22 protein-coding genes are annotated in these 25,374 nt (G+C 65.5%); 13 read left to right on the top strand and 9 right to left on the bottom strand.

All coding sequences use genetic code 11. From position 1 onward, the window contains the following. Together VK533_RS12400 and VK533_RS12395 are read right to left on the bottom strand one after the other, a co-directional pair. Positions 1-948 (bottom strand): DUF1501 domain-containing protein (locus tag VK533_RS12400; protein WP_414712304.1); only part of this gene is annotated, 948 nt, incomplete at its 3' end. Then, a complete protein-coding gene (locus VK533_RS12395; protein WP_324378089.1) occupies positions 945-2,576 on the bottom strand; it encodes a DUF1800 domain-containing protein in 1,632 nt (543 codons plus the stop codon). The genes VK533_RS12395 and VK533_RS12400, both read right to left, overlap by 4 nt. A 147-nt stretch (positions 2,577-2,723) precedes the next feature. Between VK533_RS12395 and VK533_RS12390 the strand changes: the two genes are divergently transcribed. From VK533_RS12390 to VK533_RS12375, 4 genes are all read left to right on the top strand, one after another. Further along, complete coding sequence (locus VK533_RS12390) at positions 2,724-5,171, top strand: glycoside hydrolase family 3 protein (RefSeq protein WP_324378088.1); 2,448 nt, start codon at positions 2,724-2,726, stop codon at positions 5,169-5,171. 109 nt (positions 5,172-5,280) lie between these two features. Then, on the top strand, positions 5,281-6,498 hold the full coding sequence (locus tag VK533_RS12385; RefSeq protein WP_324378086.1) for an acyltransferase: 1,218 nt from the start codon (positions 5,281-5,283) through the stop codon (positions 6,496-6,498). A 17-nt stretch (positions 6,499-6,515) separates the two neighbouring features. Then, positions 6,516-7,136 carry a hypothetical protein gene (locus VK533_RS12380; protein ID WP_324378084.1) on the top strand — a complete coding sequence of 207 codons (621 nt, stop codon included), beginning with the start codon at positions 6,516-6,518 and terminating at the stop codon, positions 7,134-7,136. Continuing rightward, on the top strand, positions 7,136-7,438 hold the full coding sequence (locus tag VK533_RS12375) for a transcriptional regulator (RefSeq protein ID WP_324378082.1): 303 nt from the start codon (positions 7,136-7,138) through the stop codon (positions 7,436-7,438). The genes VK533_RS12380 and VK533_RS12375 overlap by 1 nt, the downstream gene beginning before the upstream one ends. 9 nt (positions 7,439-7,447) lie before the next feature. Here VK533_RS12375 and VK533_RS12370 read toward each other — a convergent pair whose 3' ends face one another. Continuing rightward, a complete protein-coding gene (locus tag VK533_RS12370; protein WP_324378080.1) occupies positions 7,448-8,485 on the bottom strand; it encodes a Gfo/Idh/MocA family oxidoreductase in 1,038 nt (345 codons plus the stop codon). Between the two features lie 75 nt (positions 8,486-8,560). Between VK533_RS12370 and mgrA the strand changes: the two genes are divergently transcribed. Further along, a complete protein-coding gene (gene mgrA, locus VK533_RS12365; RefSeq protein ID WP_324378078.1) occupies positions 8,561-9,631 on the top strand; it encodes an L-glyceraldehyde 3-phosphate reductase in 1,071 nt (356 codons plus the stop codon). On the opposite strand, the gene VK533_RS12360 is transcribed toward mgrA, so the two are convergent. Beyond that, complete coding sequence (locus VK533_RS12360; protein WP_324378076.1) at positions 9,628-10,017, bottom strand: MerC domain-containing protein; 390 nt, start codon at positions 10,015-10,017, stop codon at positions 9,628-9,630. The two genes, mgrA and VK533_RS12360, sit on opposite strands and share 4 nt — an antisense overlap. 142 nt (positions 10,018-10,159) lie before the next feature. Here VK533_RS12360 and VK533_RS12355 point away from each other — a divergent pair, with 142 nt between their 5' ends. Then, positions 10,160-11,233: an SGNH/GDSL hydrolase family protein gene (locus VK533_RS12355; protein ID WP_324378074.1), complete on the top strand. Its 1,074-nt coding sequence runs from the start codon at positions 10,160-10,162 to the stop codon at positions 11,231-11,233. Here VK533_RS12355 and VK533_RS12350 read toward each other — a convergent pair. After that, positions 11,230-13,170, bottom strand: a complete 1,941-nt coding sequence (locus tag VK533_RS12350; RefSeq protein ID WP_324378072.1) for a sialate O-acetylesterase — start codon at positions 13,168-13,170, stop codon at positions 11,230-11,232. The genes VK533_RS12355 and VK533_RS12350 overlap by 4 nt on opposite strands. 161 nt (positions 13,171-13,331) lie before the next feature. On the opposite strand from VK533_RS12350, the gene VK533_RS12345 reads away from it, so the two are divergent. From VK533_RS12345 to VK533_RS12320, 6 genes are all read left to right on the top strand, one after another. Beyond that, a complete protein-coding gene (locus VK533_RS12345; RefSeq protein ID WP_324378070.1) occupies positions 13,332-15,188 on the top strand; it encodes a glycoside hydrolase family 2 protein in 1,857 nt (618 codons plus the stop codon). Between the two features lie 92 nt (positions 15,189-15,280). Next, the gene (locus VK533_RS12340) at positions 15,281-17,764 is read left to right on the top strand and encodes a glycoside hydrolase family 9 protein (protein WP_324378068.1); all 2,484 of its coding nucleotides are present in this window, start codon (positions 15,281-15,283) and stop codon (positions 17,762-17,764) included. Next, a complete protein-coding gene (locus VK533_RS12335) occupies positions 17,761-18,918 on the top strand; it encodes an aldose epimerase family protein (RefSeq protein WP_324378066.1) in 1,158 nt (385 codons plus the stop codon). The genes VK533_RS12340 and VK533_RS12335 overlap by 4 nt, the downstream gene beginning before the upstream one ends. A gap of 164 nt (positions 18,919-19,082) precedes the next feature. Then, positions 19,083-19,229 carry a hypothetical protein gene (locus VK533_RS12330; protein WP_324378065.1) on the top strand — a complete coding sequence of 49 codons (147 nt, stop codon included), beginning with the start codon at positions 19,083-19,085 and terminating at the stop codon, positions 19,227-19,229. A 103-nt stretch (positions 19,230-19,332) separates the two neighbouring features. Next, a complete protein-coding gene (locus VK533_RS12325; RefSeq protein ID WP_324378063.1) occupies positions 19,333-19,512 on the top strand; it encodes a hypothetical protein in 180 nt (59 codons plus the stop codon). Positions 19,513-19,611: 99 nt separating this feature from the next. Further along, entirely contained in the window at positions 19,612-20,595 is a 984-nt protein-coding gene (locus VK533_RS12320; protein ID WP_324378061.1) for a serine hydrolase domain-containing protein, read from the top strand. A 116-nt stretch (positions 20,596-20,711) separates the two neighbouring features. Here the strand turns inward: VK533_RS12320 and VK533_RS12315 are convergent, their stop codons facing one another. From VK533_RS12315 to pspF, 4 genes are all read right to left on the bottom strand, one after another. Next, entirely contained in the window at positions 20,712-22,346 is a 1,635-nt protein-coding gene (locus VK533_RS12315; RefSeq protein ID WP_324378059.1) for a CTP synthase, read from the bottom strand. Positions 22,347-22,417: 71 nt separating this feature from the next. Further along, positions 22,418-22,768: a preprotein translocase subunit SecG gene (secG, locus tag VK533_RS12310; RefSeq protein ID WP_324378057.1), complete on the bottom strand. Its 351-nt coding sequence runs from the start codon at positions 22,766-22,768 to the stop codon at positions 22,418-22,420. A gap of 424 nt (positions 22,769-23,192) precedes the next feature. After that, positions 23,193-23,468, bottom strand: a complete 276-nt coding sequence (locus tag VK533_RS12305; RefSeq protein ID WP_324378055.1) for a hypothetical protein — start codon at positions 23,466-23,468, stop codon at positions 23,193-23,195. Between the two features lie 417 nt (positions 23,469-23,885). Further along, positions 23,886-24,920 (bottom strand): phage shock protein operon transcriptional activator, encoded by a 1,035-nt coding sequence (pspF, locus tag VK533_RS12300; protein ID WP_324378053.1) that lies wholly within the window; start codon positions 24,918-24,920, stop codon positions 23,886-23,888. A 180-nt stretch (positions 24,921-25,100) separates the two neighbouring features. Between pspF and VK533_RS12295 the strand changes: the two genes are divergently transcribed. Next, on the top strand, positions 25,101-25,374 hold a 274-nt coding region (locus VK533_RS12295; protein ID WP_324378051.1), incomplete at its 3' end, for a hypothetical protein.

The raw sequence follows: 25,374 nt of genomic DNA, 5'->3' as shown, positions 1-25,374 counted from the left end.
CAATTCCTTGCGCGCGCCGATCAACCGGGCGACGATCTTGAACTGGTCGGCGAGCGAATTGGGGCCGGGTACGGTGTCGAAATTGGTCTGCAGCGTCACCTTGTCGAGCGCGCCGTTGACGATCCCCTCCATCTCGATCGATCGCCGCGCGAGGATCGTCAGCTCATTCTCCATCGCATGCTGGCGCGGCTGGGTGATGAGCTGGTGCAGCGCCTCGCTGATCGCGGGCGAGCCATATTCGGGCTCCTTGAACGGCTTGACCGCGATCGCGCCGCTGGGGCTGATCTGATATTGCAGCGCCTTGTTGCCCGATACGAACACGGCATTGCCCGACGCCGAAATGCAGGTGAGCAGCGCATGATCGTTGCCCGCCAGCGCGAGATCGCCGAGCCGCCCGCCCCAGCCGACGGTCGAGCCCTCGCTCCCCATCGCCTGCCACGTGCATTGCTGGTCGTTGTGCGAGAACAGCTTGGGCGGCGTCGGGTAGAGCGCGCGGTTCGAGCTCTTATACTGCGCCAACGTCAGCGGCGTGATCAGCGAGCCGACATTGAGCAGGGGCGCCAATTTGCCGCCATCGAACAGCACCTTCAGCCGCGGGCAATACGGCGCGAACGCATAATGGAGATCGTCGGTCAGCGTCTGCGCGCGGATCGGCGTCAGCGCGGTCTTGTCGAGATCCTTGCGCTGGAAGGCGACCCCGCCGCGAATGCCGAGATAGCGGCTGTGATTGACCGGATCGTAGGGGACGAGCGTGTTGCCGTGATCGTTGCCGCCATAGAGGAACACGCACACCAGCGCCCGATAATCGTCCGCGCCGACCGCTGCCGCCTCGGCCGCGCTCGCGAGGTTCATCGCCAACGGAGCGCCCGCGCCGAGGAAACCCAACTGCCCGGCGCGCGCGAGCAGGGTGCGGCGCGAAATGTCCTTGTGGAGGTAGGGTCCGCTCATTTCTGCACCAGATATTCGGGCGCGCTCAGCACGAGCAGGCAGGCGCTGGCGAGCATGTCGAGCTTGTGGCCATCGGGGCTGTCCGGCGTCACTTGCTTGCTGGCGAGCGCGGTCGCGATCAGGCCGCACGTCTGCGGCGAAAGCTGGTCGGCGGCGAGATGCAGGTTGAGCCACGTCACCACCCGTTCCGGATCATGCGCGAAGTCGCGCAGCGGATCGTAGGTCGGCTTGACGTCGGTATAGCCCCAGCGGATCACCCATTGCAGGAAGTTGATATAGCCCGCGACGCTGGTCTCGTTCTGCAGCTGGAATTCGGGCGCGAGCCGGTGCGCGCCCGCGATCGCGGTATGCGCGGGCACGAAGCCGGGCCGGTAGAAATTGAACACCGACGGCGACCTGAGCGGGCTCTGGCCGAGCGCATTATCGCTGCGCGACAGATCGTGCATCACGAAGTCGCCGGTTTCGGAATGCAACCCGACGGTGCGGGCCCAGCTGGCGAGGCGCAGCACCGGTTCGCGCAACTTGCCGGACAAAGTATCGGCCGGATCGACTGCTGCCAGCGCCTCGGGATCGGTCAGCACCGCGCGCCACACCGCCTTCAGATCACCGCGCACGCCCGATCCATTGTCGTCGAACGCGGCGGCAACGCGGCGGACGTAAGCGGGGCTGGGATTGCTCGTCACCAGCCGCTGGATCATCTGCTTGCCGAAGAACGGCCCGACATTGGGATGGTGAAACAAGGTGTCGAGCGCTGTCTTCAACGCGTCCTTGCCGGGGGTGTCGGCCGGGATCGTGGTGCCGCAGAAACTGACCGCGAGGTTGCTGTGCTTGCCGGGATCGAGCCGCATCGGATCGACGCAGAATTCGTGCGTGATCACGGGGAAGTTCTGCCACGGCACCGTGATGTTGCGCGTGCGGCGCATGTCATGGTCGTAGCCGGTGAAGACGCGCGACAGGTTGGTGATATCGTCCTGGCCGTAGGTGTCGATCGGCCGGCCTGACGCATCCAGTTTCTCGGTCCCGTCGGGGTTGAGCATGCGCAGCCCGATCGTGAACAGCTGCATCACCTCGCGCGCATAATTCTCGTCGGGCTGGCGGCCGGTCGCCTTGTCTTCCTTCAGATTGCCCTTGGTGTTGAGATACATGCCCATGCCGGCATTGAGCGTGACGCGCTCGAGCAGGTCGCGGAAATTGCCGAACGCGCCGTCGGCCAGCAGATCCCACCAGGCGGCCATGATGTAAGGCGGCCAATAGCCGTCGATCGGATTGAGCGAGATCACGAAGAATTGCGACAGCGCATAGGCCGCGCGCAACCGCATCTCGCCGGGCTGGGCGAGGATCTGGTTCCAGATCATGTAGTCGCCGGCCTGCGGCCAGAAATAATGCGCGTCCTTGTCGATCGCATCATGCTTGTGCGCGGTCAGCCAGTCGACGCCAGTCTGGCCGCGTGGGCTGGCAAATTGCTGATCGAGCCAAGCCGCATAGCCATGCGCGCGCACGAACGCGATGTCGGCATCGGACGCGCTGAACTGAGCCCGGAGCAAAAAGCGCGCGGCATCGGCCTCGGTCATCTTGCCCGGGGCGATGCTCGCCTTCATCGCGGGTCGGCTTTCCACCAGTACCGCCACGAACAAATCCTCTTCGGGCACAGATTAGGCAGCAGCACTGCCCTAAGGTCAAGCCCCTAGACCATTGGCAAGAACCGAAAACTGCGCTTAGGACGAAGCAAAATACGCTGGGAGGATCTCGTGAAGCACCGTGTTGCGCAACTACTTATGCTAGCGCTGTCAACGTCCGCGCTGGCGCAGGCGCCCGCGGTCCATCCCCAAATCTGGCCGACCGCGCGAAGCCCCCTCCCCGCCGACCCCAAGATGGAAGCGCGCATCACCGCGATGCTCGCGAAGATGAGTATCGAGGAGAAGGTCGGCCAGACACTCCAGCCCGAGATGAAATTCATCACCCCCGCCGACGTTTCGACCTATCATATCGGCAGCATCGAAAATGGCGGCGGATCGGTCCCCGGCGGCGACAAGCACGCGCGGCCCAGCGACTGGCTCAAGCTGATCGACGGCTTCTGGCAGGCCTCGGTCGATCCCGCCAACAAGGGCGTCCGCATTCCCTTGATGTGGGCGTCGGACGCGGTCCACGGCCACAACAATGTCTTCGGCGCGACGCTCTTCCCGCACAATATCGGGCTGGGTGCGGCGCGCGATCCGGGGCTGATCGAGCGGATCGGCGCGGCGACGGCGGAAGAGGTCCGTGCGACCGGCATGGACTGGTCGTTCGCGCCGGTGGTGGCGGTGGCGCGCGACGATCGCTGGGGCCGCTCCTACGAAAGCTATTCGGAGGATCCGAAGCTGGTCGCTTCCTATGCCGGCGCGATGGTACGGGGGCTGCAAGGGACCGGCAAGACCTTCCTCGACAAGGATCATGTCGTTGCCAGCGCCAAACATTTCCTCGGCGACGGCGGCACCGATGGCGGCCGCGACCAGGGCGACAACCGATCGACCGAGGAACAACTGCGCGACGTGCACGGCGCCGGCTATCCGCCCGCGATCGACGCGGGCGTGCAGGTGGTGATGGTCAGCTTCTCGAGCTGGCAGGGCGAGAAGATGCACGCCAACCACGCGCTCATCACCGACGTGCTCAAGCACCGGATGGGCTTCGACGGAATCGCGATGGGCGACTGGAACGCGCACGGCCAGGTGCCGGGCTGCACCAACGGCGACTGCCCGATCTCCACCAATGCCGGCATCGACGTCTATGACGTGCCGCAGGACTGGAAGGCGTTGTTCGAGAATTCGGTGCGCGAGGTGGAGGCCGGCACTATCCCGATGGCGCGGCTCGACGATCAGGTGCGGCGCGTGCTGCGCGTGAAGATGCGTGCAGGCGTGTTCGACGAAGGCCTGCCTTCAACCCGCCCGCACGCCGGCGACCTCACTTTGCTCGGCTCGCCCGCGCACCGCGCGGTCGCACGCGAGGCGGTTCGCAAGAGCCTCGTCCTGCTCAAGAATGATGCCGGCCTGCTGCCGCTCAACCCGACCAAGCGCATCCTCGTCGCGGGTTCGGGCGCGGACAGCATCGCCAAGCAGACCGGTGGCTGGACGCTGTCCTGGCAGGGTAACGACAACACGAACGCCGATTTCCCCGGCGCGACCTCGATCTGGAGCGGCATCCAGGCGGCGGTGAAGGCGGCGGGTGGTCAGGCGATCCTCAGCCCCGACGGCGCTTTCGCCGACAAACCCGATGTCGCGATCGTCATATTCGGCGAGACGCCTTATGCCGAATTCCAGGGCGATCAGGCCGACGTCGCGCTCCATAGCGACAATCAGGAAAGCCTCGCCCTGCTCCGCAAATTGAAGGCAGCCGGCATCCCGACCGTGGCGGTCCTGCTTTCGGGTCGGCCGCTTTACGTGAACCCGCAGATCAACGCCGCCGACGCCTTCGTCGCGGCATGGCTGCCGGGATCGGAAGGCGAAGGCGTCGCAGACGTGCTGATCGCCCAATCCAATGGCACGCCCAAATTCGACTTCGCGGGCAAGCTGTCTTTCTCCTGGCCCAAACGCCCCGACCAGACGCCGCTCAACCTCGGCGATCCAGGCTACGATCCGCAATTCGCCTATGGCTACGGCCTTCATTATGGCGACAAGACCAGGGTCGGCGCGCTGGCGGAGGTGCAGGGTCTCAGCCCCGCCGCCGAGCGCGGGATGATGCTCAAGGACGGCGTCGGCGTGAACGGCTTCGCGCTGTCGATCGGCGATGCGCAGGCGCCGCGCATCGCCGCGGTCGGCACGCGCGTCGCGACCTATGGCAAGGAGGCGCTCACACTCCGCCAGATCGACCGCAACCGCCAGCAGGATGCCTGGTCCGCGCGCTGGACGGGTGCCGAACCGGCGTGGATCGAACTCCGCAATCCGGCCGCCATCGACCTTTCGCGCGAAGCCAATGGCGCGATGGTGCTGGCGATCGATCTGCGCGTGAGCGCGCCGCCGGCCGGGCCGGTGCTGCTCGGCGTCGGCGGCGACACGCCGACTATGCTGCCGATCGGTCCTTTACTGAGCGGCGGCGGTCCGTGGCACACGTTGCGGGTGCCGCTGCGCTGCTTCGGGCCGGATCTGTCGCACGTCACGACCGTCCGCATCGAAACGAAGGCAGCGCTGGCGTTGGATTTCGCGCGGGTCTCGATCCAGGAAACCCGCGCCGAGGACCGCTGCCCAACCTAACTTTGCGCAAGCCGCCACAGCGGAGCGCTGACGCGTGCCAACCGCCGTACGATCTACGGTTTGTTTTATAAACCTGTCTATGATAACTCCCACATGAGGAGGAAGACTCATGACCACAGCCATATCCGGCAACGTCCCGACGCGGGCCGCCGCCGCACCGAGCCGCAATCTCGCGATCAACTATCTGCGCGCGTTCGTGACTCTGCTCGTGGTCGCGCATCATTCCGTGCTGGCCTATATGCCCGAGGCACCGACGCCGGGCCGGTTCGATGAGCCCCCCTTTCTGTGGGCGGCTTTTCCGATCGTGGATCGTCCGGGCTGGCCCGGCTTCACCGCCTTTGCCGGCTTTAACGATGTCTTCTTCATGGCGCTGATGTTCTTCCTGTCCGGCCTGTTCGTGCCGGCCAGCCTGGCGCGGCGCGGCGCAGGCGGGTTCGCGCGCGAGCGCCTGCTGCGGCTCGGCATCCCGTTCCTGGTTGGCGCCCTGTTGCTCGCCCCGCTCGCTTATTATCCGAGCTATGCGGCCCAGGCGCCGCACGCATCCGCCGGCGATTATCTGCGCACATGGCTGGCGCTGCCGCACTGGAGCAGCGGCCCGGTCTGGTTCCTCGCCGCCTTGCTCCTGTTCGGGCTCATCGCCGCCGGGCTGCAGGCGACGAGGCCGGGCTGGCTCGCCGGCCTGGCATCGCTGGGTGCGGGAGCGGACCGCAAGCCGGCGCGCTTTTTCGCCGGCCTGCTGCTCGTCTCGGCGCTGGCCTATGGAATATTGTGCGCGGCGTTCGGGCCGGCGGCCTGGCTGCAATTCGGGCCGTTCGCGATCCAGAGCAGCCGCATCCTGCATTATCTCGTCTATTTCGGGGCCGGCATCGCCGTCGGCGCCGCCGGGCTTGAAGCCGGACTGCTTGCGCCCGCAGGCCTGCTCGCGCGACGCTGGTGGGCATGGGCCCTGCTCGCTCTGGTGGCTTTCGTCGCCGCGACGGCGATCGTGATCGCGGCAGCGGTCACCAAAGGGCAGCCTCCCCTTCTATGGGCGGTCATCGGCCCGGTCGCATTCGCACTGTCCTGCGCGGCGTCGTCCTTCATGCTGCTGGCGATCTTCCGCCGCTTCGTGAAGCGTGAGCGGGCAGCGTTCGATAGCCTCGCCGCCAACGCTTATGCCATATACGTGCTGCATTATGGCTTCGTCGTCTGGCTGCAATTCGCCTTGCTCGGCACGCATCTCGGCAGTTTCGCCAAGGGCGTGCTGGTGTTCGCGGCGGCGGTTGCCTTGAGCTGGGCGAGCGCGGCATTGCTGCGCCGGCTGCCGGCCGTGGCGCGAATTTTGTGATGTCAGGGAAAACCGGAATGAGCACCGCGCCGCAGGGCCTGCAGCAAGACCTCGCCTTCATGCGCGCTCTGGCCGAGGGCGGGGTCAGCCGGCATCAGCCGCAATTCGGGGCGGCTTATCTGGCCGCGGGGCTTTGCTATGGCGCGCAATGCCTGTTCGGCTGGGGTCAGTATATGGGCTGGATCCAGTTAAGCGGCCCGGTCTCGCTCGCCATCCACATAGGCTTCACGATCGTCTTCCTGGCGATCCTGATCGTGCTTCTGGTCCGCAACCGCGGCAACCCGCCGGCGGGCATGGCCAGCCGTGCGGTGGGGGCCGCCTTTTCGTCGGTCGGATTGACCAATTGCGTGATGATCGCCGTGTTCGGAACGGTCGCGGCGCGACATCACAGCATGACGATCTGGCTGCTCTACCCGATCGTCGTGTTCGCGCTGCAGGGCGCGGCCTGGCTGATCGCGGCGCAGATTCAGAAGCGGAACTGGATGTGCGCCGTCGCGCTCGGCTGGATGGCGAGTGCAATAGCGCTCGGCCTGACGATCGACGGCCCTTTCTATGTTGCGATATGCGGCGTCAGCCTGCTGGGTTTGATGGCCTTGCCCGGTGCAATCATGATGCGGCGTCCGGCCCAGCACGACTGATGCCGGGATTCGACATAGGCCGTATCGATGACGTCATTCACGGGCGCATGCGGCTTGGCGTGATGGCGTATCTGGCCAGCGCCGAAGTCGCGGATTTCAACGAACTGAAGGCGCTGCTGAGGGCGACCCAAGGCAATCTTTCGATCCATCTGCGCAAGCTGGAGGATGCCGGCTACATCGCGATCGAGAAGAGCTTTCTCGGCCGCAAGCCGCTGACGCAGGCGCGCCTAACGCCCGCGGGCCGCGCCGCGTTCCTGCGTTATCTGACCGCGATGCAGCAGCTGGTCGACACGCAAGGCTGAGGGCGCGCCCTAGCCCGGCGGGCTGAACCGCAACAGCCGTCCGTCGCGCGCGCTGCGGCGGACGCATTCGATGATCGACAGGCCAGCGAGCGCCTCGACCGGATCGACCGGCGGCGGCGCGCCGTCGAGGATCGCGGCGGCGACACCTTTGTAGAACAGACTCCAGTCGCCGCGCTCGGTCGGCACCGGATGGCGGCCGGCGGCATCGGTCAGCACGCCATAATCCTCGGGTGCGTCCACACCATAACCCGGATCGCGCGGGCTGCCCCCGGCGCGCAGCACCGCCTCCTGCGGGTCGATGCCATATTTGACGAAGCTGCCTTTGGACCCGTGCAAGGCAAAGCGCGGGCGCGGCGCCATCGCGAGGCTCGAGCACGACAGGATCACGCGCCGCGGACCATAATGGAGCGTGATCTCGAAATAATCGTCGATCAAAGTGCCCGGCCGCTGCAGCGCCACGTCGCCCCCGATCATGTCGGGATAGCCGAACAGCCGGATCGCCTGATCGATCATGTGCGAACCGAGATCGGGAAGCAGGCCGGTGCCTGGATCCGGCACCTCCTTCCAGCCCGGCTTGATCTCGGGCCGGAAACGGTCCCAGCGGAATGCGGCGAGCGCTATCTCGCCCAGCCGGTCTTCCTCAACCAGCTTCGCCACTGTGAGGAAGTCCCCATCCCAGCGGCGATTGTGGAACACGGTCAGCATCCGCCCGCGATCCCTCGCCAGCGCGATCAGGTCCGCGCCCTCGGCCGGATCGACCGCGAACGGCTTGTCGATCACCACATGCTTGCCCGCGAGCAAAGCGTCGCGCGCCAACGGCCCATGCGTCTTGTTGGGGGTCGCGATCACCACCAGCTGGATGTCGTGATCGGAGACCGAGGCTTCGATGTCGGTGGACACGACCGCATCGGGAAAAGCGCGCAGCACCTCGTCCCGGCGCGACGTGACCACCCGCTTCAGCTTCAGCCGGGGTTCGGCCGCGATGAAAGGCGCATGAAAGGATGCTCCCGCCAGCCCGTAACCGATCAGTGCGACGTTGACCGTCATCTTCCCTCCCATTCTCGCCGTTGGACATTCGTTGTTACCGCTATAATGGCGACGGCAACAAGCAGGAGCGACCCGATGGCCTTCCCCGTTCCCTATGTCCCGGATGCATTACGTTATGACGGCCGCATGCCCTACCGCCGTTGCGGACGAAGTGGGCTCGATCTGCCCGCAATCTCGCTCGGCCTGTGGCAGAATTTCGGCGGCGCCGACGTGTTCGAAACCGGCCGCGCGATACTGCGCCGCGCGTTCGACCGCGGCGTTACCCATTTCGATCTCGCCAACAATTACGGCCCGCCCTACGGCTCGGCCGAAGAAAATTTCGGCAAGGTGCTGGCGAGTGATTTCGCCGGCCATCGCGACGAACTGATCATCTCGACCAAGGCCGGCTGGGACATGTGGCCCGGGCCCTATGGCGATGTCGGCAGCAGCAAGAAATATCTCGTCGCCAGTCTCGACCAGAGTCTCAAGCGGCTGGGCGTCGATTATGTCGACATCTTCTATTCGCACCGCGTCGATCCCAAGACCCCGCTCGAGGAGACGATGGGTGCGCTCGCGCAGATCCACGCGCAGGGCAAGGCGCTCTATGTCGGCATTTCGAGCTACGAGCCGGGCCTGACGCGCAAGGCGGCGGCGATCCTGGCCGAATATAAGGTGCCGCTACTGATCCATCAGCCGAGCTATTCGATGCTCAACCGCTGGATCGAGACCGAATTGCTCGGCACGCTCGACCAGCTCGGCACCGGCTGCATCGCCTTCTCGCCGATCGCGCAGGGCATGTTGAGCGACCGTTATCTCAACGGCGTGCCCGCCGACGCGCGCGCGGCCAAGGGCGGATCGTTCAAGGCCAGCCTGATCAAGCCCGAGACGATCGAGCATATCCGCGCGCTCAACGAGATCGCGAAGAAGCGCGGCCAGAGCCTGGCGCAGATGGCGATCGCGTGGGTGCTGCGCGATCCGCGCGTGACCTCGGCTTTGATCGGCGCGCGCACGGTCGAGCAGCTCGACGATTCGCTCGATGCAGTGAAGAACCTGTCCTTCACGCAAGGCGAACTCGACGCGATCGACGCGCATGCGCGCGACAGCGGCATCAATATCTGGAGCGGATCGTCCGACATCAAGCAGGTGCCGGCGGGTACGAAAGGCTAGATGGCAGCCTGCCGGTGGCTGGCACGCCGGAAACGCCAGTTGGCGAGGTGCGCGGCGGCGATGCACAGGCTGCCGAGCACCGTCACCGGCGTCTCGAGCGGCGTCTCGCCCCAATGGATGGCGCCCAAGGCGAGCAAGGTCAGGCCGATGGTGCCCGCCATCAACGGCGCCGCCAGCCGATGGCGGCGATAGCCCGCGAACAACGCGCCGGCGGTCGCGGGAATCGCGAGCCCGAGCGCGATCAGGTGGAAATGTTCGGGGATCGGCAGCACCGACGACACCACCGGCAGCGCGGCGATCAGCAGCGGCAGCGCGAGGCAATGGATGAGGCAGGCGATCGTCGCCCCGACTGCGATTCCCTCGATAAGATCGTCTTTGCGCGCCATGATTGCCGCCAGATGGCCCCGTGCCGCGCAAAAAGCAATGATATATTGTATCATGTTCGTTTCGTTAGCGTTCGAACGTGCGGATGATAAGCTGAGCCGGCAATCGTGCGAGCAAGGCAATTGTTGGGAGATGTCGCTGACCATGCCTGATGTGCGGAAATCCAAGGCCGCTTTTCTGCTCGCTCTGCTCGGCACCTCCGCCTGCGCCGCGCAATCCCCGCTCCCTGTCCATGAAGGTGGCCGCGTCATCGCCAACAGCGACGGCAGCCTGAGCTTCGGCTGGCCCGCCACCTATTTCGAGAGCCGCTTCCACGGCACCGCGGTGTCGGTCAGCGTCGAGGCCACGGGCGACCGGCTGCAACTGCTGATCGACGGCGCACAGAAGGCGCTTCTGGTTCAGCCCGGCGCGACCAGCCTCACCTTCGCCGGGCTTGCCCCCGGCGACCATGTCGTGCGGCTGGAAAAAGTGACCGAGAGCCAGACCGGCGGCAGCCGCTTTATCGGCTTCTATCCCGCCGGGGGCAGCACCCCACTTCCGCCGCCGACCTACGCCCGCCAGATCGAGTTCATCGGCGACAGCTACACGGTGGGTTACGGCAACACCGCACGCGGCACGAACTGCACGCGGCCCGAGGTGCACGATTTGACCGACAGCCAGCAAGCGTTCGGGCCGACGCTCGCCCGAGCCGTTGGCGCGGATTATCGGGTCAACGCCTATTCGGGCTTCGGCATCGTCCGCAATTATGGCGGCGCCGCGCCGGGGCAGAGCATGGTCCTGCTCTATCCGCGGCTGAAGCCCGACGACGCGACCCACCTCGAAACGGATTCCGGTGCGTGGCGGCCGCAGGTGATCGTGATCAACCTCGGCACCAACGATTTCTCGACCCCGGTCCATGCGGGCGAGACCTGGACCAACCAGGATGCGCTCGCCGCCGACTATCGCGCCAAATATGTCGCCTTCGCGCGCATGCTGATGGCGAAACAGCCGCAGGCACATCTGATCCTGATGGGCTCGGATGCATTCTACGGCCAGGTCGAGCAGATCGCGGCGACGCTCAACCGGGATGCGCATCAGCCGGTGGCCACTTTGCATTTCAGCGGCCTCGAAATGACGGGGTGCGACTATCACCCCTCGCTCAAGGACGACCGGACACTGGCGGCGAGCCTGCAGGCCCTGCTCGACCAGCATCCGGACTATTGGAACGGCGCGCGCTAGCGGATCGGCAGCTCGAACGGCGTCGCTGGCAGGCTGGCATCGCTGACTGTGCAAATCGGGCTGTCTGCCCAGCAATAGCGCACGCGCGTCGCAGCAGCGTCCGCGGCCAGCACCACCCGGTTGCCGTCGACATGGCCCGGCACGACGTGGCAGCTATCGTCCCGCACGCCGCAAAGCTCGAACGGCACCGCGTCATTGCCCTTGGCCTGCAGCTTGCCGTCCAGTCCGGCGAAGCTGACCAGGATGTTCTTTCCGGTGCGCCTCGCCGCCACCGGCTCGGGCCCCGAGGCGGAGAGCTTCGCACTATAAGCGATATGGTCGATCGCTCGGGACAGGCGCGCGGCGACCGGACGCTTCCTGGGCGGGTGGAGATTATTGGCGTCGCCCAGATCGACCGTCACCACCAGAGCCGCGAGCGGATCGCCCGCGACCGCGCGGCGCTGCGCCTCGCGCAAGGCGGCCCAGTCGCTGTCGGCGGGCGGCGTTATCTTGGGACCGTAATTGGGAAGCTGGATCACTGCGACGGGCAGGTCCCTGCCGAAATCTGTGCGCCACTGAGCGATCAGCGCACGCAACCGCGCGGTATAAGCCAGCCGGGTCGCGGCGTCGCTCTCGCCCTGATACCAGGCCACGCCCTTGAGCCCGTACGCGCCCATCGGCGTGACCATCCCGTTCTGGATCGTGCCGACACCCGCGATCGCATCCCACGGCGCGCGCGGCGGCTGATCCTTGAATTCGCTGACGTGCCGATAGAGCCACTGACCGTCGAGCGGCACGCGGCTGCCGTCGGCGAACTCGATCGCGCGCATATCGCCGGGGCCCAGGATTCCGCCGTCGGCCCAGGTGTTGAAGTCGTTGACCACGATCACATTCTCGCCCGCGACCAGCACGCCCGGCGCGATCGGGTAACGCCGCTGCGGATAGCCCCAGCCGGTGCCGACCGGATGCCCGTTGACCCAGGTCTGGTCGAGATCGTCGACCGGCCCCATCAGCAAAGCCGCGCCCTTGGCCGCCTGCTCCGCCGTCAGCGTGATCGTGGTGCGGTACCACATCAGCCCGACGAAATTGTCGAGCGCCGGGATATGCCAGGTCGCCCAATGGTCGAGCGCGGGCACCGGCTTCCAGCTCGCATCAGGCTTGAAGGTCGCCGCCCAGGGCGTGGCCTCGGACGAATCCTTCTCGTGCGCGGCCCACCACTTTTCCCAGATGTCGCCCCATTGCCGGTTGGCGGCGAACACATCCTTTCCAAACAGACTGACGATCGAAGCGGTTCTCGCATCGCCCCCGGTCGCCAGATAAGCCGGCGTCTTGAGCCAGGCGCTGATCGCCGAACCGCCCCAGCTATTGTCGATCAGGCCGAGCGGCACGCCGTTGCGTTCGGCGCGCAAACCCTGCGCCATGAAGAAGCAAACCGCAGAGAAATCGCCGCTGCTGTCAGGCCCGGCGACCTTCCACTCGGCAGCCTTTGGCAGCCGCGTAAGCGGGATCGCGCTCGAATATTGCGGGATGGTGAGCAGGCGGATGCCAGTATCGGCGGAATGGGCGACCTCGTCCTTGCCGTTGACGCTCGCGCCGACCGGCCATTCCATGTTGGACTGGCCGGAGCACATGAAGACGTCGCCGACCATAACGTCGTTGGCCGCGAGCGCGTCGTCGCCCGCATGCGCCGACAGCCTATAGGGGCCACCCGCTTTTATCGGCGCCAGCGTCGCGCGCCAGCTGCCGTCGGCGCCCGCGGTCGCGGTCGCATGATCGGGCCCGAGCGCGACATCGACCTTCGCACCCGGCGCGGCCTCGCCCCACACCGCGATCGGCCGGTCGCGCTGAATCACCGCATGATCGGCGAACATCGGATCGAGCAGGCGCGGCGCGGCCTGCGCCACGGCAGGCGCGAACGCGGCGAGCGCCGTCGCCGCCATCAAAACGGATTTCGCCATCGGCTACCCCCCTCCATGCGCGCTGTTTGCGCGTCAATTCTTCCTATAGCGGCTCCAAAGCCGCTGTGAACGCGACCAATGGCTAAATTGCATTGGCTCGATCGCACCGATAGAGGCCGAAGAGAGGTAGCCGCACCGAGCCGCCCGATCAGGAGAGCGTGATGGACAAAGGTCTGATTGGGCTCGCCGCCCTCCTCCTCTCGCTGGGCAGCGCGGCCGACGCGGCAACGCTGGCGGCAGGCGATCTCCGACCCGCGACCAGCCTCGACGGCGCCTGGCATTATTCGGTCGATCCCTATCGCGACGGCGAAGCGGGTTTCCATGGCGAGGCGCCGGGCAAATCCAGCCGCCGCTATGCCGATGTCGATGTCGAGGCCGCGATGAAGGCCAATCCGACCGCGCTCTACGAATATGACATGGACCAGTCGCCGGTCGCGACCTTGCCCTCGTCGTGGCTGACCCACGCGCCCGAGATGCGCTATTATCAGGGCCTCGTCTGGTACGAGCGCAAGTTCGACGCGCAACCCAAGCCCGGCATGCGCCAGTTCCTGCGCTTCGGCGCGGTCAATTATCGCGCGACCGTGTGGCTCAACGGCAAGCAGGTCGGCACGCACGAAGGCGGCTTCACCACCTTCGCGATCGAGGTGACCGGCGCGCTGCGCGCGGGCGAAAACCGGATCGTCGTCGCCGCGGATTCGCAGGCGAGCGACACCACCATCCCCCCCTCGGTCACCGACTGGGAAAATTACGGCGGCATCACCCGCAGCGTGCGGCTGATCGAGACGCCGGCGACCTATGTCGACGATGCCTGGGTGCGGCTGACGCCGGACGGCAGGATCGCGGTCGACGCGAAACTCGATGGGCCGACGGCGGCCAACCAGGCGATCGGCTTCCGCATTCCCGAACTGCATGTGACGCTGTCGGGCAAAACCAATGCGGACGGCAGCTGGTCGGGTTCGGTCGCCGCGCCGCGCGGCCTGCAGCGTTGGTCGCCCGACACGCCCCGGCTCTACGACATCGCCGTCGCGAGCGGCAGCGACACGCTGACCGACAAGGTCGGCTTCCGCACGATTGCCACCAAGGGCAAGCAGATCCTGCTCAACGGCAAGCCGATCTACCTGCGCGGCATCTCGGTCCATGAGGAAGAGATCGGCGCCAATCCCGGCCGCGCGATCACGCCCGAGGCCGCGCATCAGTTGCTCAGCCTGGTCAAGGACGGGCTGCACGGCAATTATGTCCGCCTCGCCCATTATCCCCATTCGGAGGTGATGACGCGTGAGGCCGACAAGATCGGCCTGCTCGTGTGGAGCGAGATCCCGATCTACTGGCGCGTCGCCTTCGACAATCCCAAGGTGCTGGAAAAGGCCAGGGCGATGCTGGCCGAGGAGATAGCACGCGACCGCAACCGTGCCGCGATCATCATCTGGTCGATCGCCAACGAAACGCCGGTCAGCGAGCCGCGCAACAAGTTTCTGTTCACGCTCGCCGACGATGTCCACCGGATCGATCCGACGCGGCTCCTGTCCGCCGCCTTGCTCAACGAGCGCGGCACGGTCGACGGCCATGCCGAGATGATCCTCAACGACCCGCTTTCCGCCAAGGTCGATGTCGTCGCGATCAACACCTATAATGGCTGGTATACCGACGATAAGCTCGCCGACGTGCCCAACATCACGTGGCGCGTACCGGCCGACAAGCCGCTCGTCTTCTCCGAGCTCGGCGCCGACGCCAAGGCCGGCTTCCACGATCCGCAGACGATGCGGAAGGAATCGGAGGACTATCAGGCCGCCTATCTCCGGGCGACGCTCAAGATGGCGGACAAGATCCCGACGCTGACCGGCATGAGCCCGTGGGTGCTCAAGGATTTCCGCTCGCCGCGCCGTCAGCACCCGGTGTTTGAACAGGGCTGGAACCGCAAGGGCCTCATCTCGGAGACTGGCGAGCGCAAAATGGGCTTCGCCGTGCTGGCGGATTATTACGCGAAGAAGGCGGCAGAGGCCGCCTCACCGGAAAAATAAGCGTCATTCCCGCGAAGGCGGGAATCCATATTCTCGAACGGTACAGCTTATGGATTCCCGCCTTCGCGGGAATGACGAATGGAGGGATGAGCGTGCGTAAGATCGTCTTGCTATGCATGACAGCGCTGGCCGGGCCGGCGCTCGCCGCGCCCAATCTCAAGCTCAATGACCTGGGCTATTTCGCCGAGCCGGGACTGAATGTGATGTCGTTCAGCGACTATTATCCGGACGGCCACCAGACGGGCGTCACCATCATCCAGCATGGCGTACGCGTCGCCGCCAATGGCGATCTCCGGCTGGAAGCCTCGCCCGGCCAATGGTCGCCGATGCCCGCGACCGGCGAACGCACGGTCGATGCCGCGACCAACACCGTGTCGCGCCGCCTCTCCTTTCCCGATCCCGCCAAGGATCGCACCGGTTTCAACCCGATCGTCTATCCCGATTTGAAAATGGGTTACACGGTCAGCGTGACGCCGCTCGATGGCGACAGCTTCCGCATCCGCGTCGATCTCGACCAGCCTTTGCCCGAAAAATATGTCGGCAAGGTCGGCTTCAATCTCGAACTCTTTCCAGGCGATCTATTCGGCAAGTCCTGGCTGCTCGACAAACAGTCGGGCATCTTCCCGCGCCAGGCCGACGGGCCGATGACGCCCGACGCCGACGGCGAGCAGATCGCCGCCCCGCTCGGCACCGGCAGCACCCTGGTGGTCGCGCCCGAGAGCGACAGGCAGCGCCTGACGATCCACAGCGACACCGGCGCGCTCGCGCTGATCGACGGGCGCGGCAACCTCAACAACGCGTGGTTCATCGTGCGCGGGCTGGTGCCGGCGGGCGCGACCAAAGGCGCGATCGAATGGACGGTCACGCCCAACGTCGTTCCCGGCTGGAAATATGCGCCGGTGCTGCAGGTCTCGCAGCTCGGTTATGCCGCGCACCAGCCCAAGCAGTTGGTGATCGAGCAGGACCCTGCCGACACCGTCACGGACACGGCGCACCTCTATCGCCTTACTCCCGCCGGCCGCACCGAGGTCAAGAGCGGCGCACCGTCGGAATGGGGCCGCTTCCTGCGCTATGGCTATCGCACCTGGGACTTCTCCGACGTGACCACGCCGGGCATGTATGTCGTCACCTATCGCGACAAGGAAAGCCAGGTCTTCAAGATCGGCGACGACGTCTATGATCGCTACGCCTGGCAGCCGACGCTCGAATATTTCCTGCCGGTCCAGATGTGCCACATGCTGGTCGAGGAGAAATATCGCGTCTGGCACGGGCTCGACCATGTCGACGATGCGCTGATGGCGCCCACCAATCTCAATCATTTCGACGGCTACGTGCAGGGTCCGTCGACGCTGACCAAATATAAGCCGCTGGAGCATGTGCCCGGTTTGGACGCGGGCGGCTGGCACGATGCGGGCGATTACGATCTGCGCGTCGAAAGCCAGATGGGCACGACCTGGCTGCTGGCGAAAATGATCGAGGAATTCGGCCTCGATTATGACGCGACCACGATCGACGAGGCGAAGAAGCTGGTCGAGATTCACCAGCCCGACGGCAAGAACGATGCGGTTCAGCAACTGGAGCATGGCCTGCTGACCGTGCTCGGTGGCTATCACGCGCTTGGCCGCCTCTATCGCGGCATCCAGGACGCGACTTTGCACCAATATACGTTGCTGGGAGAAGCGGCGAACGCGACCGACAATGTCGTCGGCAAGCCGGTCGCGGGCCTCGGCACTTACTTCCAGAGCGTGCCCATCCCCGCCGACGACCGGCTGGTTTTCACCGAGGACAATCCCAATCGCGAGATCGAGGTCGCGGCCCAGCTCGCGACCGTCGCGCGCGTGATGAAGAGCCGCGATTCCGTCGTCGCCGCCGATGCGCTCGCCGCCGCGCGCGACATCGAAGCCAAGGCGATCGACCGCGCGACCAATGTCGAGGGCAAGGCGTTCGCGCTGGCCGAACTCTACCGCACCACCGGCGAGAAGCCGTACATGGACCGGCTGATCGCGATGAAGGCGGATATCGTCGCGCATGTCGACCGCGCCGGCTGGGCGGTGGCATCGGTGATCGACCAGGTACCCGATGCCGCGTTCAAGCGTGACTTGCGCACCGCGGTCGCGGCCTATGAAGCGAAACTCGCCGCCAGCGCCAAATCGGATTCGCCTTATGGCGTACCATATCAGCCCGACATCTGGGGCGCGGGCTGGACGATCCAGGAATTCGGCGTGAAGCAGTGGCTGCTCCACAAGGGCTTCCCCGATCTGGTGCCCACCGCCAATTTCGTGAACGCATTGAATTTCGTGCTCGGCGTCCATCCGGGCGAGAACAACGCCTCCTTCGCGAGCGGCGTCGGCGCACATTCGGCGACCACCGCTTACGGCTTCAACCGCGCCGACTGGGCCTACATTCCAGGTGGCGTCGTCTCGGGCACGGCCTTGATCCGGCCCGATCTGCCCGAGCTCAAAGTTTGGCCTTACTTCTGGCAGCAGACCGAATATGTGCTCGGCGGCGGCGAGACCAATTACATGTTCCTGGTTCTCGCGGTGAACCAGCTCTACGCGAAGGGTAAGGCCCAGTGAGGTTTGTTGCGATTGCCGCGGTTGCGGCGTGTGTTTACGCTCCGGCTCTGGCCGGTCCGGTCGTCCCGTTCGTGCATATCCCCGGCGGCTCGGTCGGCTTCGGCAAGACCGCCGACGGGCGCACCGCGCGCCTCTACACGCTCACCAACAAGAACGGGACGGTCGTCCGCTTCACCGATTATGGCGGGCTGATCACCGAGATCCAGACGCGTGACCGCGTCGGCAAGCGCGCGAATGTCGTCCTTGGCTTCAAGAGCGCGGCCGAATATCAGGCGCGCAACGGGCTCTACGGCTTCGGTTCGCCGATCGGGCGCTATGCTGGCCGCATCGGCAATGCCCGCTTCAGCCTCGACGGCAAGGCCTACAGCTTCACGCCGAACAACGGAGCCAACCTGCTCCATGGCGGCGCGCCGGGTTACAATACGCGCTACTGGAGCGTGTCGATGCGCCCGCTCAGCATCAATCACGGCGCGGTGCTGACCCTGGTCAGCCCCGACGGCGACCAGGGCTTCCCCGGCAAGCTCACGATCCAGATGCGCTACACGCTGACCGAGCATGACGAGCTGCGGATCGATTATCGCGCGACCACGACCAGGCCGACCGTGCTCAACCTCACCAACCACAGCTATTTCAACCTCGCCGGCGAGGGCAATGGCGACGTCGGCGGGCATCTGATCCAGATCCGCGCCAACAGCATCGCCGAACCCGACGCCAACCTGCTGCCGACCGGCCGCATCGTCGAGGTGACCGGCCCCTATGATCTGCGCGGCCCGCACGTAATGCGCGACGGCATCGCCGCACTCAAGACGATGGGCCAGACCGGTTATGACACGCCCTATGTGCTGGCCAATGCGCCACGCAAGACGCCGGTGCTGGCGGTGCGCGTGACCGAGCCGATATCGGGCCGGATGATGGAGGTCTATACGACCGAACCGTCGGTGATATTCTTCACCGCCAACCATCTCCAGGGCATCGACAAGGGACCGAGCGGGCGGCCCTACATCCAGCATGCTGGCTTCGCCTTGGAGACGCAGCATCTGCCCGACAGCCCCAACCACCCGGAATGGCCGACCACCGTGCTGCGCCCGGGCCAGGTGTTCAAATCGACCACGATCTACAAGTTCGTGACCCCGGTCGACCGGCTGCATAGCTGATATCTGACTGACGTCGGTGCCGCACCGGCCCGCACCCCCACCCGATCTCCCAACAGGTTATTCTATGGGAGGTCGGGTGGGGGTGCGGGCCGGTGCGGCCTCTGCAACAAAAACGGCACGAAGGGGCGGGCGCGGCGTTGGACTCCCTTGAAGAGGAGAACCCAATGGCAAGCCAGCCCCCTACCCCCGAAATCCCGACCGACGCGCCGGTCGACGATCCGATCCCGACGCCGATCGACCCGATTCCGCCCATCCCGACCGATCCGGTGACGAACGGTGCGGCCGGAAGCCCGTTGATCGAAGGCCCCTGAGGCTGATCGTTGTCGGTGGAAGCGCCACGCGCTTCCACCGATGGCGTGGATCAGGCTCAAACCATTCACCTCTTTTCAACCTTGATGCGACAATATCCGGCGCATGATCCCGATGCGCTACATCTTCCGCAGCCGCTGGGCGGCGCTGGCCTGGGCGGCAGGCATCTGTTTCAGCGCGGTGCATTTCGCCGGCGGCGACGCTGCCAAGGTAGAGGTGAATGCCGCCAACAGCACCGACGGCAGCGCCGCGCAAACCGCAGCCCTGATCGCCGACCTGCAATAGGCGCTGATTTTTTCGGCGCGCGGCGGCGTAACGACTACAATTGTAATTGAAGGTTCAGGTTCGGCCTGCCACAAGGCGTTCGACATTGCCTTGGGGACGATGCCGATGCTCGCGACCAGCCGATCCTTGCTGCACCGAACCGCCTCTGCCATCGGCTGGTGGGCGTCGTCCGATCGGGCCTCAGGCGGGCCCGCACCTCTGCCGCACACGCTCGAGACGATCGCCGAAACCGCGGTCGAAGGCGGCTATAGCGCCGGCATAGGTCTCGGTTTCTGCGTGCCGATCAAATGCCCCGCCACATCCGCGTTCGGCCACGCCAATCTCGAAACCGCAACCCGCGTCCACGAGGACAGCCTGTTCCGGATCGGCGCCTGCACGCGCCAGTTCACCGCCGCCGCGATCCTGTTGCTGGCGGAGCGGAGCCTGCTCCGCCTGACCGACCGCCTCGACCTGTTCCTGCCCGGCGAAACCGGTGCCGACCGGATCAGCGTGCGCGACCTGCTGATCGCCGACAACGCGGCTTATGCCTTGCTCGGACGGATCGTCGAACATGCCACCGGCGAAAGCTTCGCCGGCTTCGTCACCGACAACCTGCTTGTCCCGGCCGGCATGATCGCGAGCCGTTTCCCCGACCCGACCCAGATCACCCCCCATCGCGCGTCGGGCTATCGGCTTGCCGCCGATCGGGCGCACGACTTCCGCAATGCGGGCGCGGGCCACGGCGCACCCGCCGCCGACGGCCTCCACGCGACCGCGGGCGACCTGCTGCTCTGGAACCGTGCGCTCTACAGCGGGCGGCTGCTGGCGCGCGCGACGGTCGATCTCCTGATCGCCGCCAGCGCCGAAAGCAGCCCCTGCCCGATCCTCGCCCCCGTCCTCGACCGCCAGGCGCGCGGCTTCGGGATCGAGGTCGGCAAGATATTCGGGCGGCGCGCCTTCTGGCAGCGCGGCCAGGCACCGGGCTTCGACACCTGGCTGTTCCATTTCCCCGACGATCGCGCCGATCTGGCCTTGCTTGCCAACACCGAACAGGGCGCGGCGACGATCCTCGAACCGATGCTGCGCGCGATCCTTAGAGTTTAGTTGTTCGACTAACGTCGAAGCCGCACCGGCCCGCACCCCCACCCGGCCTCCCAACAGGTTATTCTATGGGAGGCCGGGTGGGGGTGCGGGCCGGTGCGGCTCAACCGAAAACGCGTTTAAACCAGCCGGCTCTGCTTGAGCGCGGCTTCGATGAAGCTCGCGAACAAGGGATGCGGATCGAACGGCTTCGACTTCAATTCCGGGTGGAATTGCACGCCGACGAACCAGGGATGATCGGGCCGCTCGACGATTTCGGGCAGTTCGCCGTCGGGCGACATGCCGGAAAAAACCATCCCGCCCTTTTCGAGCGCGTCGCGATAATGGACGTTGACCTCGTAGCGGTGGCGATGGCGCTCCGAAATGTCGGTCGAACCGTAAATGGTCGATGCGTGGCTGTTGCCGGTCAGTACGGCGTCATAGGCGCCGAGCCGCATGGTGCCGCCCAGATCGCCCCCCTGCTCGCGTTTTTGGATGCCCTCGGCGCTCATCCATTCGGTGATCATGCCGACGACGGGTTCGTCGGTCGGGCCGAATTCGGTGGTCGAGGCCTTCGCGATCCCCGCCGTGTTCCGGGCGCCTTCGATGCACGCCATCTGCATGCCGAGGCAGATGCCGAAATAGGGCACCTTGCGTTCGCGTGCGAAGGTGACGCTCGAAATCTTGCCCTCGCTGCCGCGCTCGCCGAAGCCGCCCGGCACGAGGATCGCGTTCATCGGCTCGAGCTTGGCCGCGATCTCCGCTTCGTCCTGTTCGAACAATTCGGCGTCGAGCCAGCGGATATTGACCTTCACCCGATTGGCGATGCCGCCATGGACCAGGGCTTCGTGCAGCGACTTGTAGGCATCCGGCAGGCCGACATATTTGCCGACCACGCCGATCGTGACCTCACCCTCGGGATTTTCGAGCGCGTCGACGATGTCGTGCCAGCGGCGCAGGTCGGGCGGGCTGCCCGGCTCGATATGGAAGGCGTGCAACACCGCTTCGTCGAGACCCGCGGCGCTATACTGGATTGGCACCGCATAGATGCTGGTCGCGTCGAGCGCGGGGATGACCGCGCTCAGCGGCACGTTGCAGAACAAGGCGATCTTGGCGCGCTCATTCTCCGGCAGCTCACGCTCGCAGCGGCAGACCAGCACGTCGGGCTGGATGCCGAGGCTGGTCAGATCGCGCACGCTATGCTGGGTCGGCTTGGTCTTCAGCTCGCCCGCCGCCGCGATGTACGGCACGAGCGTGAGGTGGACAAAGCAGGTCATGTCGCGGCCGAGATCGTTCCGCAACTGGCGGATCGCCTCCATGAACGGCAGGCTCTCGATATCGCCGACCGTGCCGCCGATTTCGCACAATACGAAATCGAGATCGTCGACCTCGGCGCGCGCGAATTCCTTGATCGCGTCGGTCACGTGCGGGATCACCTGCACGGTCGCGCCGAGATAGTCGCCGCGCCGCTCGCGCTGGATGATCGACTGATAGATCCGGCCCGATGTGATGTTGTCCGACTGCCGCGAAGGCACGCCGGTGAACCGTTCGTAATGCCCCAGATCGAGGTCGGTCTCCGCCCCGTCGTCGGTGACGTAGACCTCCCCATGCTGATACGGGCTCATCGTGCCCGGATCGACATTGAGGTAGGGATCGAATTTCCGAATGCGCACACGGTATCCGCGCGCTTGCAAGAGCGCCGCGAGCGACGCCGCCATAAGGCCCTTGCCAAGCGAGGAGACCACGCCGCCGGTTATGAATATGAACCGCGCCATGGGAGAAAAGGCTTAGCGGCTCGAATCCGGAATAAGCAAGGGGCCTGTCGCCGCCGCCCTCCTAAATATTTTTAGTGCGCGAGCGGGACAGCCGAATTGTCGGCGGGCGCCGGAGCGGGCGCGGCCGGCGCGGCGGCGGGTGCCGAAACCGGCGCGGGCGTCGAATGCGCCAGACTGGTGTCGATCCGGGTCGGGCTCTTCTGCATCGTCGCGAGCGCGGCCAGCGTGATCGACAGCACGACGAAGATCGTCGCCAGGATCGCGGTGGTACGCGTCAGGAAGTCAGCCGCGCCGCGTGCGCTCATCAGCCCGGCCGGGTTGCCGCTGGAGGCGAGACCGCCGCCTTCGGAACGCTGCATGAGAATGACGCCAACGAGCGAGGCCGCGATCAACGCGTGCACGACGAGAAGGAAGGTAAGCATGGGACCGGGCCGTTAGCGGAAGCGGGGGGTGCGAGCAACTCTTAGCCCCGATATTACGAAATCCATATGATGGGAGGACGTTACCCGTCTCGCTTTCGCATGGGGGCCGGCGTCATAGATCCGGACGCATCGGGCCGTTGTGTGGGCAACCGCGCCGCCTGGGTGATCCAGGATGTGACCGCGCGTCAGCGTGTGCCGTCCTGATTAAGGACGAGCATATGACCAAGTCATCAAAGCAAGGCATAAGCGCCGACGGTGGGCATAACCGGACGGTCGAACCGGGGAGCGTGCGGCGTCGACGCAAGCTGATGCCCTGGCTCGTCGGAATCCTCGCCGTCGTGATATTTCTGCTCTTGGCGCATTGACCGCGCCAGTGCCCGAATGCCAGCCAGCGTGAAGCCTAATGCGCGCGATGCGGAGACTATTACGCGGCAAGCGCCCGGTAGAGCAAAATAGCCAGGACACCGATCGTGCCAACGATCCAGGGCAGATACATGCGAAGCCGCCGGTTCATCCCCGTGCGCGAGATGGTTCGCGACGTCGCCTCTTCCGCGCCGGCGATCGAAGACGCCGTCCCCCGATCGGCCGATCGCTTCCGGTCCGTCGGCATAGTGACATTGACCAGGAACAGCGCCCCGCCCAGCATGACTACGGGACTCGCCATCACAAGTGCAAATTCCAACACAGACTTCATCGACATCGGGAATGCTCGAAGCCGGAAACGTCCGGCGCGGCGCGGCGCAACGGTGCGTCACCAACCTCCATTTGCCCATGTAAGGCATAGGGTATCGAGACGAGCCACGAGGCTTGTGCATAGTATTTTCATAGCCGCCGCGCAGAGCCGGCCTGCAGCTATTCACCGCATGAAATGGCGGAACAGCATCAGGATGAGCGCCAATAGCACGGTAATTTTCAGGATCTGTGCAAGGCCCGTCGGACTGACGCCAATACCCTCCCACCGGCTCGACTTACGCGGCGGAGGCGTTGATTGGGCCCACGGACCCGGATGTTCCGGCGGCTCTTGTTCGGTGTTCACGCAGAGCCGGATATGCGGCCTTCCCGTTTGAAAGCGAGATCGACGCCCGGCGCACGCATAGTGATTGCGTATGTCCCGGCTTTATCCCGCCGTCTTCTCCAGCAGATCGTGCCGGCGCAGCGCGTGGCGCAATTGGTCGTAGGTCAGCTTGAGCGCGACCGCGAGCGCGCGCTGGTTGAAACGGCAGCGGGCGAGCGCCGCCTCCAGCAATTGCCGTTCGTAATTGTGGCAGGCGGCGCGCAAATCGTCACAGTCTTGGTTCGATTGCACACTGGCCGGCGCAGGCAGGGCTGCGGCGGACGCGGGCGCCTCCTCCTCCATCGGCCGCTGCGCTGTCATGCGATAGGGTGAGGCGAACGGATCGAACTGGATCTCGCCCACCGGCTTGTCGGTCTCGTCCCAGCGATAGACCGCGCGCTCAACCACATTGCGCAATTCGCGGACATTGCCGGGCCAGTCATACGTATCGAGCTGCTCGGCCGCGAGCTTGCCGAAGCCTGGCCAGCGCGGCCAGCCCAGCTCGGCCGCCATGCGCCGCGCGAAATGATCGGCCAGCACCGGGATATCGCCTTCGCGCGCACGCAACGGCGGCAGCGTAATCACCTCGAAACACAGGCGATCGAGCAAATCGGGGCGGAAGCGGCCCTTGTCGACCAGGGCCGGCAGATGCTCGTTGGTGGCCGCGACGATGCGCACATCCACCCGGATGGGGCGCGACGAACCGATCCGGTTGACCTCGCCATATTCGACCGCGCGCAGCAGCCGCTCCTGCGCGCCCTGTGACAAGGTCGCCAGTTCGTCGAGGAACAAGGTGCCGCCATCGGCTTCCTCGAACCGCCCCTGCCGCGCCTTGGTCGCCCCCGTGAAGGCGCCCGCTTCGTGGCCGAACAATTCGGCTTCGATCAGGGTTTCGGGCAAGGCCGCGCAATTCATCGTCACCAGCGGCCCGGCCCAGCGCGGGCTCAGGCGATGGAGCCGTTCGGCGACCAATTCCTTGCCGGTACCGCGCTCGCCGATCACCAGCACCGGGCGGTTGAGCGCCGCCGCGCGGCTGGCGCGTTCGACTGCGTCGAGGAAGGGTCCCGACTGGCCGATGAACTGGGCTTCGCGATCCATGCCGACAGGTTGGCGGATTTTACCACTATTTGGCAAGTGCCAATGTCCGCCGGTCGGCCTGAATCTGTAAATTTATCGCGGTCTTCCGCCAATTTCTAAGTTTGGCACGCCTTCTGCAAAGCTTCTGGCAACCCGGGCAAACCGGTCATCATCAAGAATGCTAAGGTTCAGGAGGACATGATGTTCAATTTCGACAAGAGCGATTTTCAACGGTTCGCGGTTTCCGCAGTCGGCGCGCTGGCACTGACCGCCGCCTCGGTGGTCGCCGCCGTCGGCCCCGCCAAGGCCGCCAGCTACAATGCGCCGCTGACGGTGCAAGATTGGCAGGCGAGCGTGGAGAACCGGCTCGACACGATCTACGAGGCGACGACGGTCTATCAGCCGCAGCACCTGGCGGTCGCCACGGTCGCGGTGCGCTTCACCGCGGATGGCGATTATGCCGGCGCCGCGCTGG

The sequence above is a fragment of the Sphingomonas sp. genome (assembly GCF_035317925.1).
GTDB lineage: Bacteria > Pseudomonadota > Alphaproteobacteria > Sphingomonadales > Sphingomonadaceae > Sphingomonas_I.
The sequence above is the reverse complement of the archived record's forward strand: the minus strand, read 5'-3'. Positions and strand labels throughout refer to the sequence as shown.

Excerpts from the sequence above, each read along its gene's own strand:
- VK533_RS12355 (WP_324378074.1), top strand. The coding sequence starts at position 10,160 with ATGCCTGATGTGCGGAAATCCAAGGCCGCTTTTCTGCTCGCTCTGCTC.
- VK533_RS12330 (WP_324378065.1), top strand. The coding sequence starts at position 19,083 with ATGGCAAGCCAGCCCCCTACCCCCGAAATCCCGACCGACGCGCCGGTC.
- VK533_RS12305 (WP_324378055.1), bottom strand. The coding sequence starts at position 23,468 with ATGTCGATGAAGTCTGTGTTGGAATTTGCACTTGTGATGGCGAGTCCC.
- VK533_RS12360 (WP_324378076.1), bottom strand. The coding sequence starts at position 10,017 with ATGGCGCGCAAAGACGATCTTATCGAGGGAATCGCAGTCGGGGCGACG.
- secG (WP_324378057.1), bottom strand. The coding sequence starts at position 22,768 with ATGCTTACCTTCCTTCTCGTCGTGCACGCGTTGATCGCGGCCTCGCTC.
- VK533_RS12380 (WP_324378084.1), top strand. The coding sequence starts at position 6,516 with ATGAGCACCGCGCCGCAGGGCCTGCAGCAAGACCTCGCCTTCATGCGC.
- VK533_RS12345 (WP_324378070.1), top strand. The coding sequence starts at position 13,332 with ATGGACAAAGGTCTGATTGGGCTCGCCGCCCTCCTCCTCTCGCTGGGC.
- VK533_RS12315 (WP_324378059.1), bottom strand. The coding sequence starts at position 22,346 with ATGGCGCGGTTCATATTCATAACCGGCGGCGTGGTCTCCTCGCTTGGC.
- VK533_RS12325 (WP_324378063.1), top strand. The coding sequence starts at position 19,333 with ATGATCCCGATGCGCTACATCTTCCGCAGCCGCTGGGCGGCGCTGGCC.
- VK533_RS12385 (WP_324378086.1), top strand. The coding sequence starts at position 5,281 with ATGACCACAGCCATATCCGGCAACGTCCCGACGCGGGCCGCCGCCGCA.
- pspF (WP_324378053.1), bottom strand. The coding sequence starts at position 24,920 with ATGGATCGCGAAGCCCAGTTCATCGGCCAGTCGGGACCCTTCCTCGAC.
- VK533_RS12320 (WP_324378061.1), top strand. The coding sequence starts at position 19,612 with ATGCCGATGCTCGCGACCAGCCGATCCTTGCTGCACCGAACCGCCTCT.
- mgrA (WP_324378078.1), top strand. The coding sequence starts at position 8,561 with ATGGCCTTCCCCGTTCCCTATGTCCCGGATGCATTACGTTATGACGGC.
- VK533_RS12370 (WP_324378080.1), bottom strand. The coding sequence starts at position 8,485 with ATGACGGTCAACGTCGCACTGATCGGTTACGGGCTGGCGGGAGCATCC.
- VK533_RS12390 (WP_324378088.1), top strand. The coding sequence starts at position 2,724 with ATGCTAGCGCTGTCAACGTCCGCGCTGGCGCAGGCGCCCGCGGTCCAT.
- VK533_RS12375 (WP_324378082.1), top strand. The coding sequence starts at position 7,136 with ATGCCGGGATTCGACATAGGCCGTATCGATGACGTCATTCACGGGCGC.
- VK533_RS12350 (WP_324378072.1), bottom strand. The coding sequence starts at position 13,170 with ATGGCGAAATCCGTTTTGATGGCGGCGACGGCGCTCGCCGCGTTCGCG.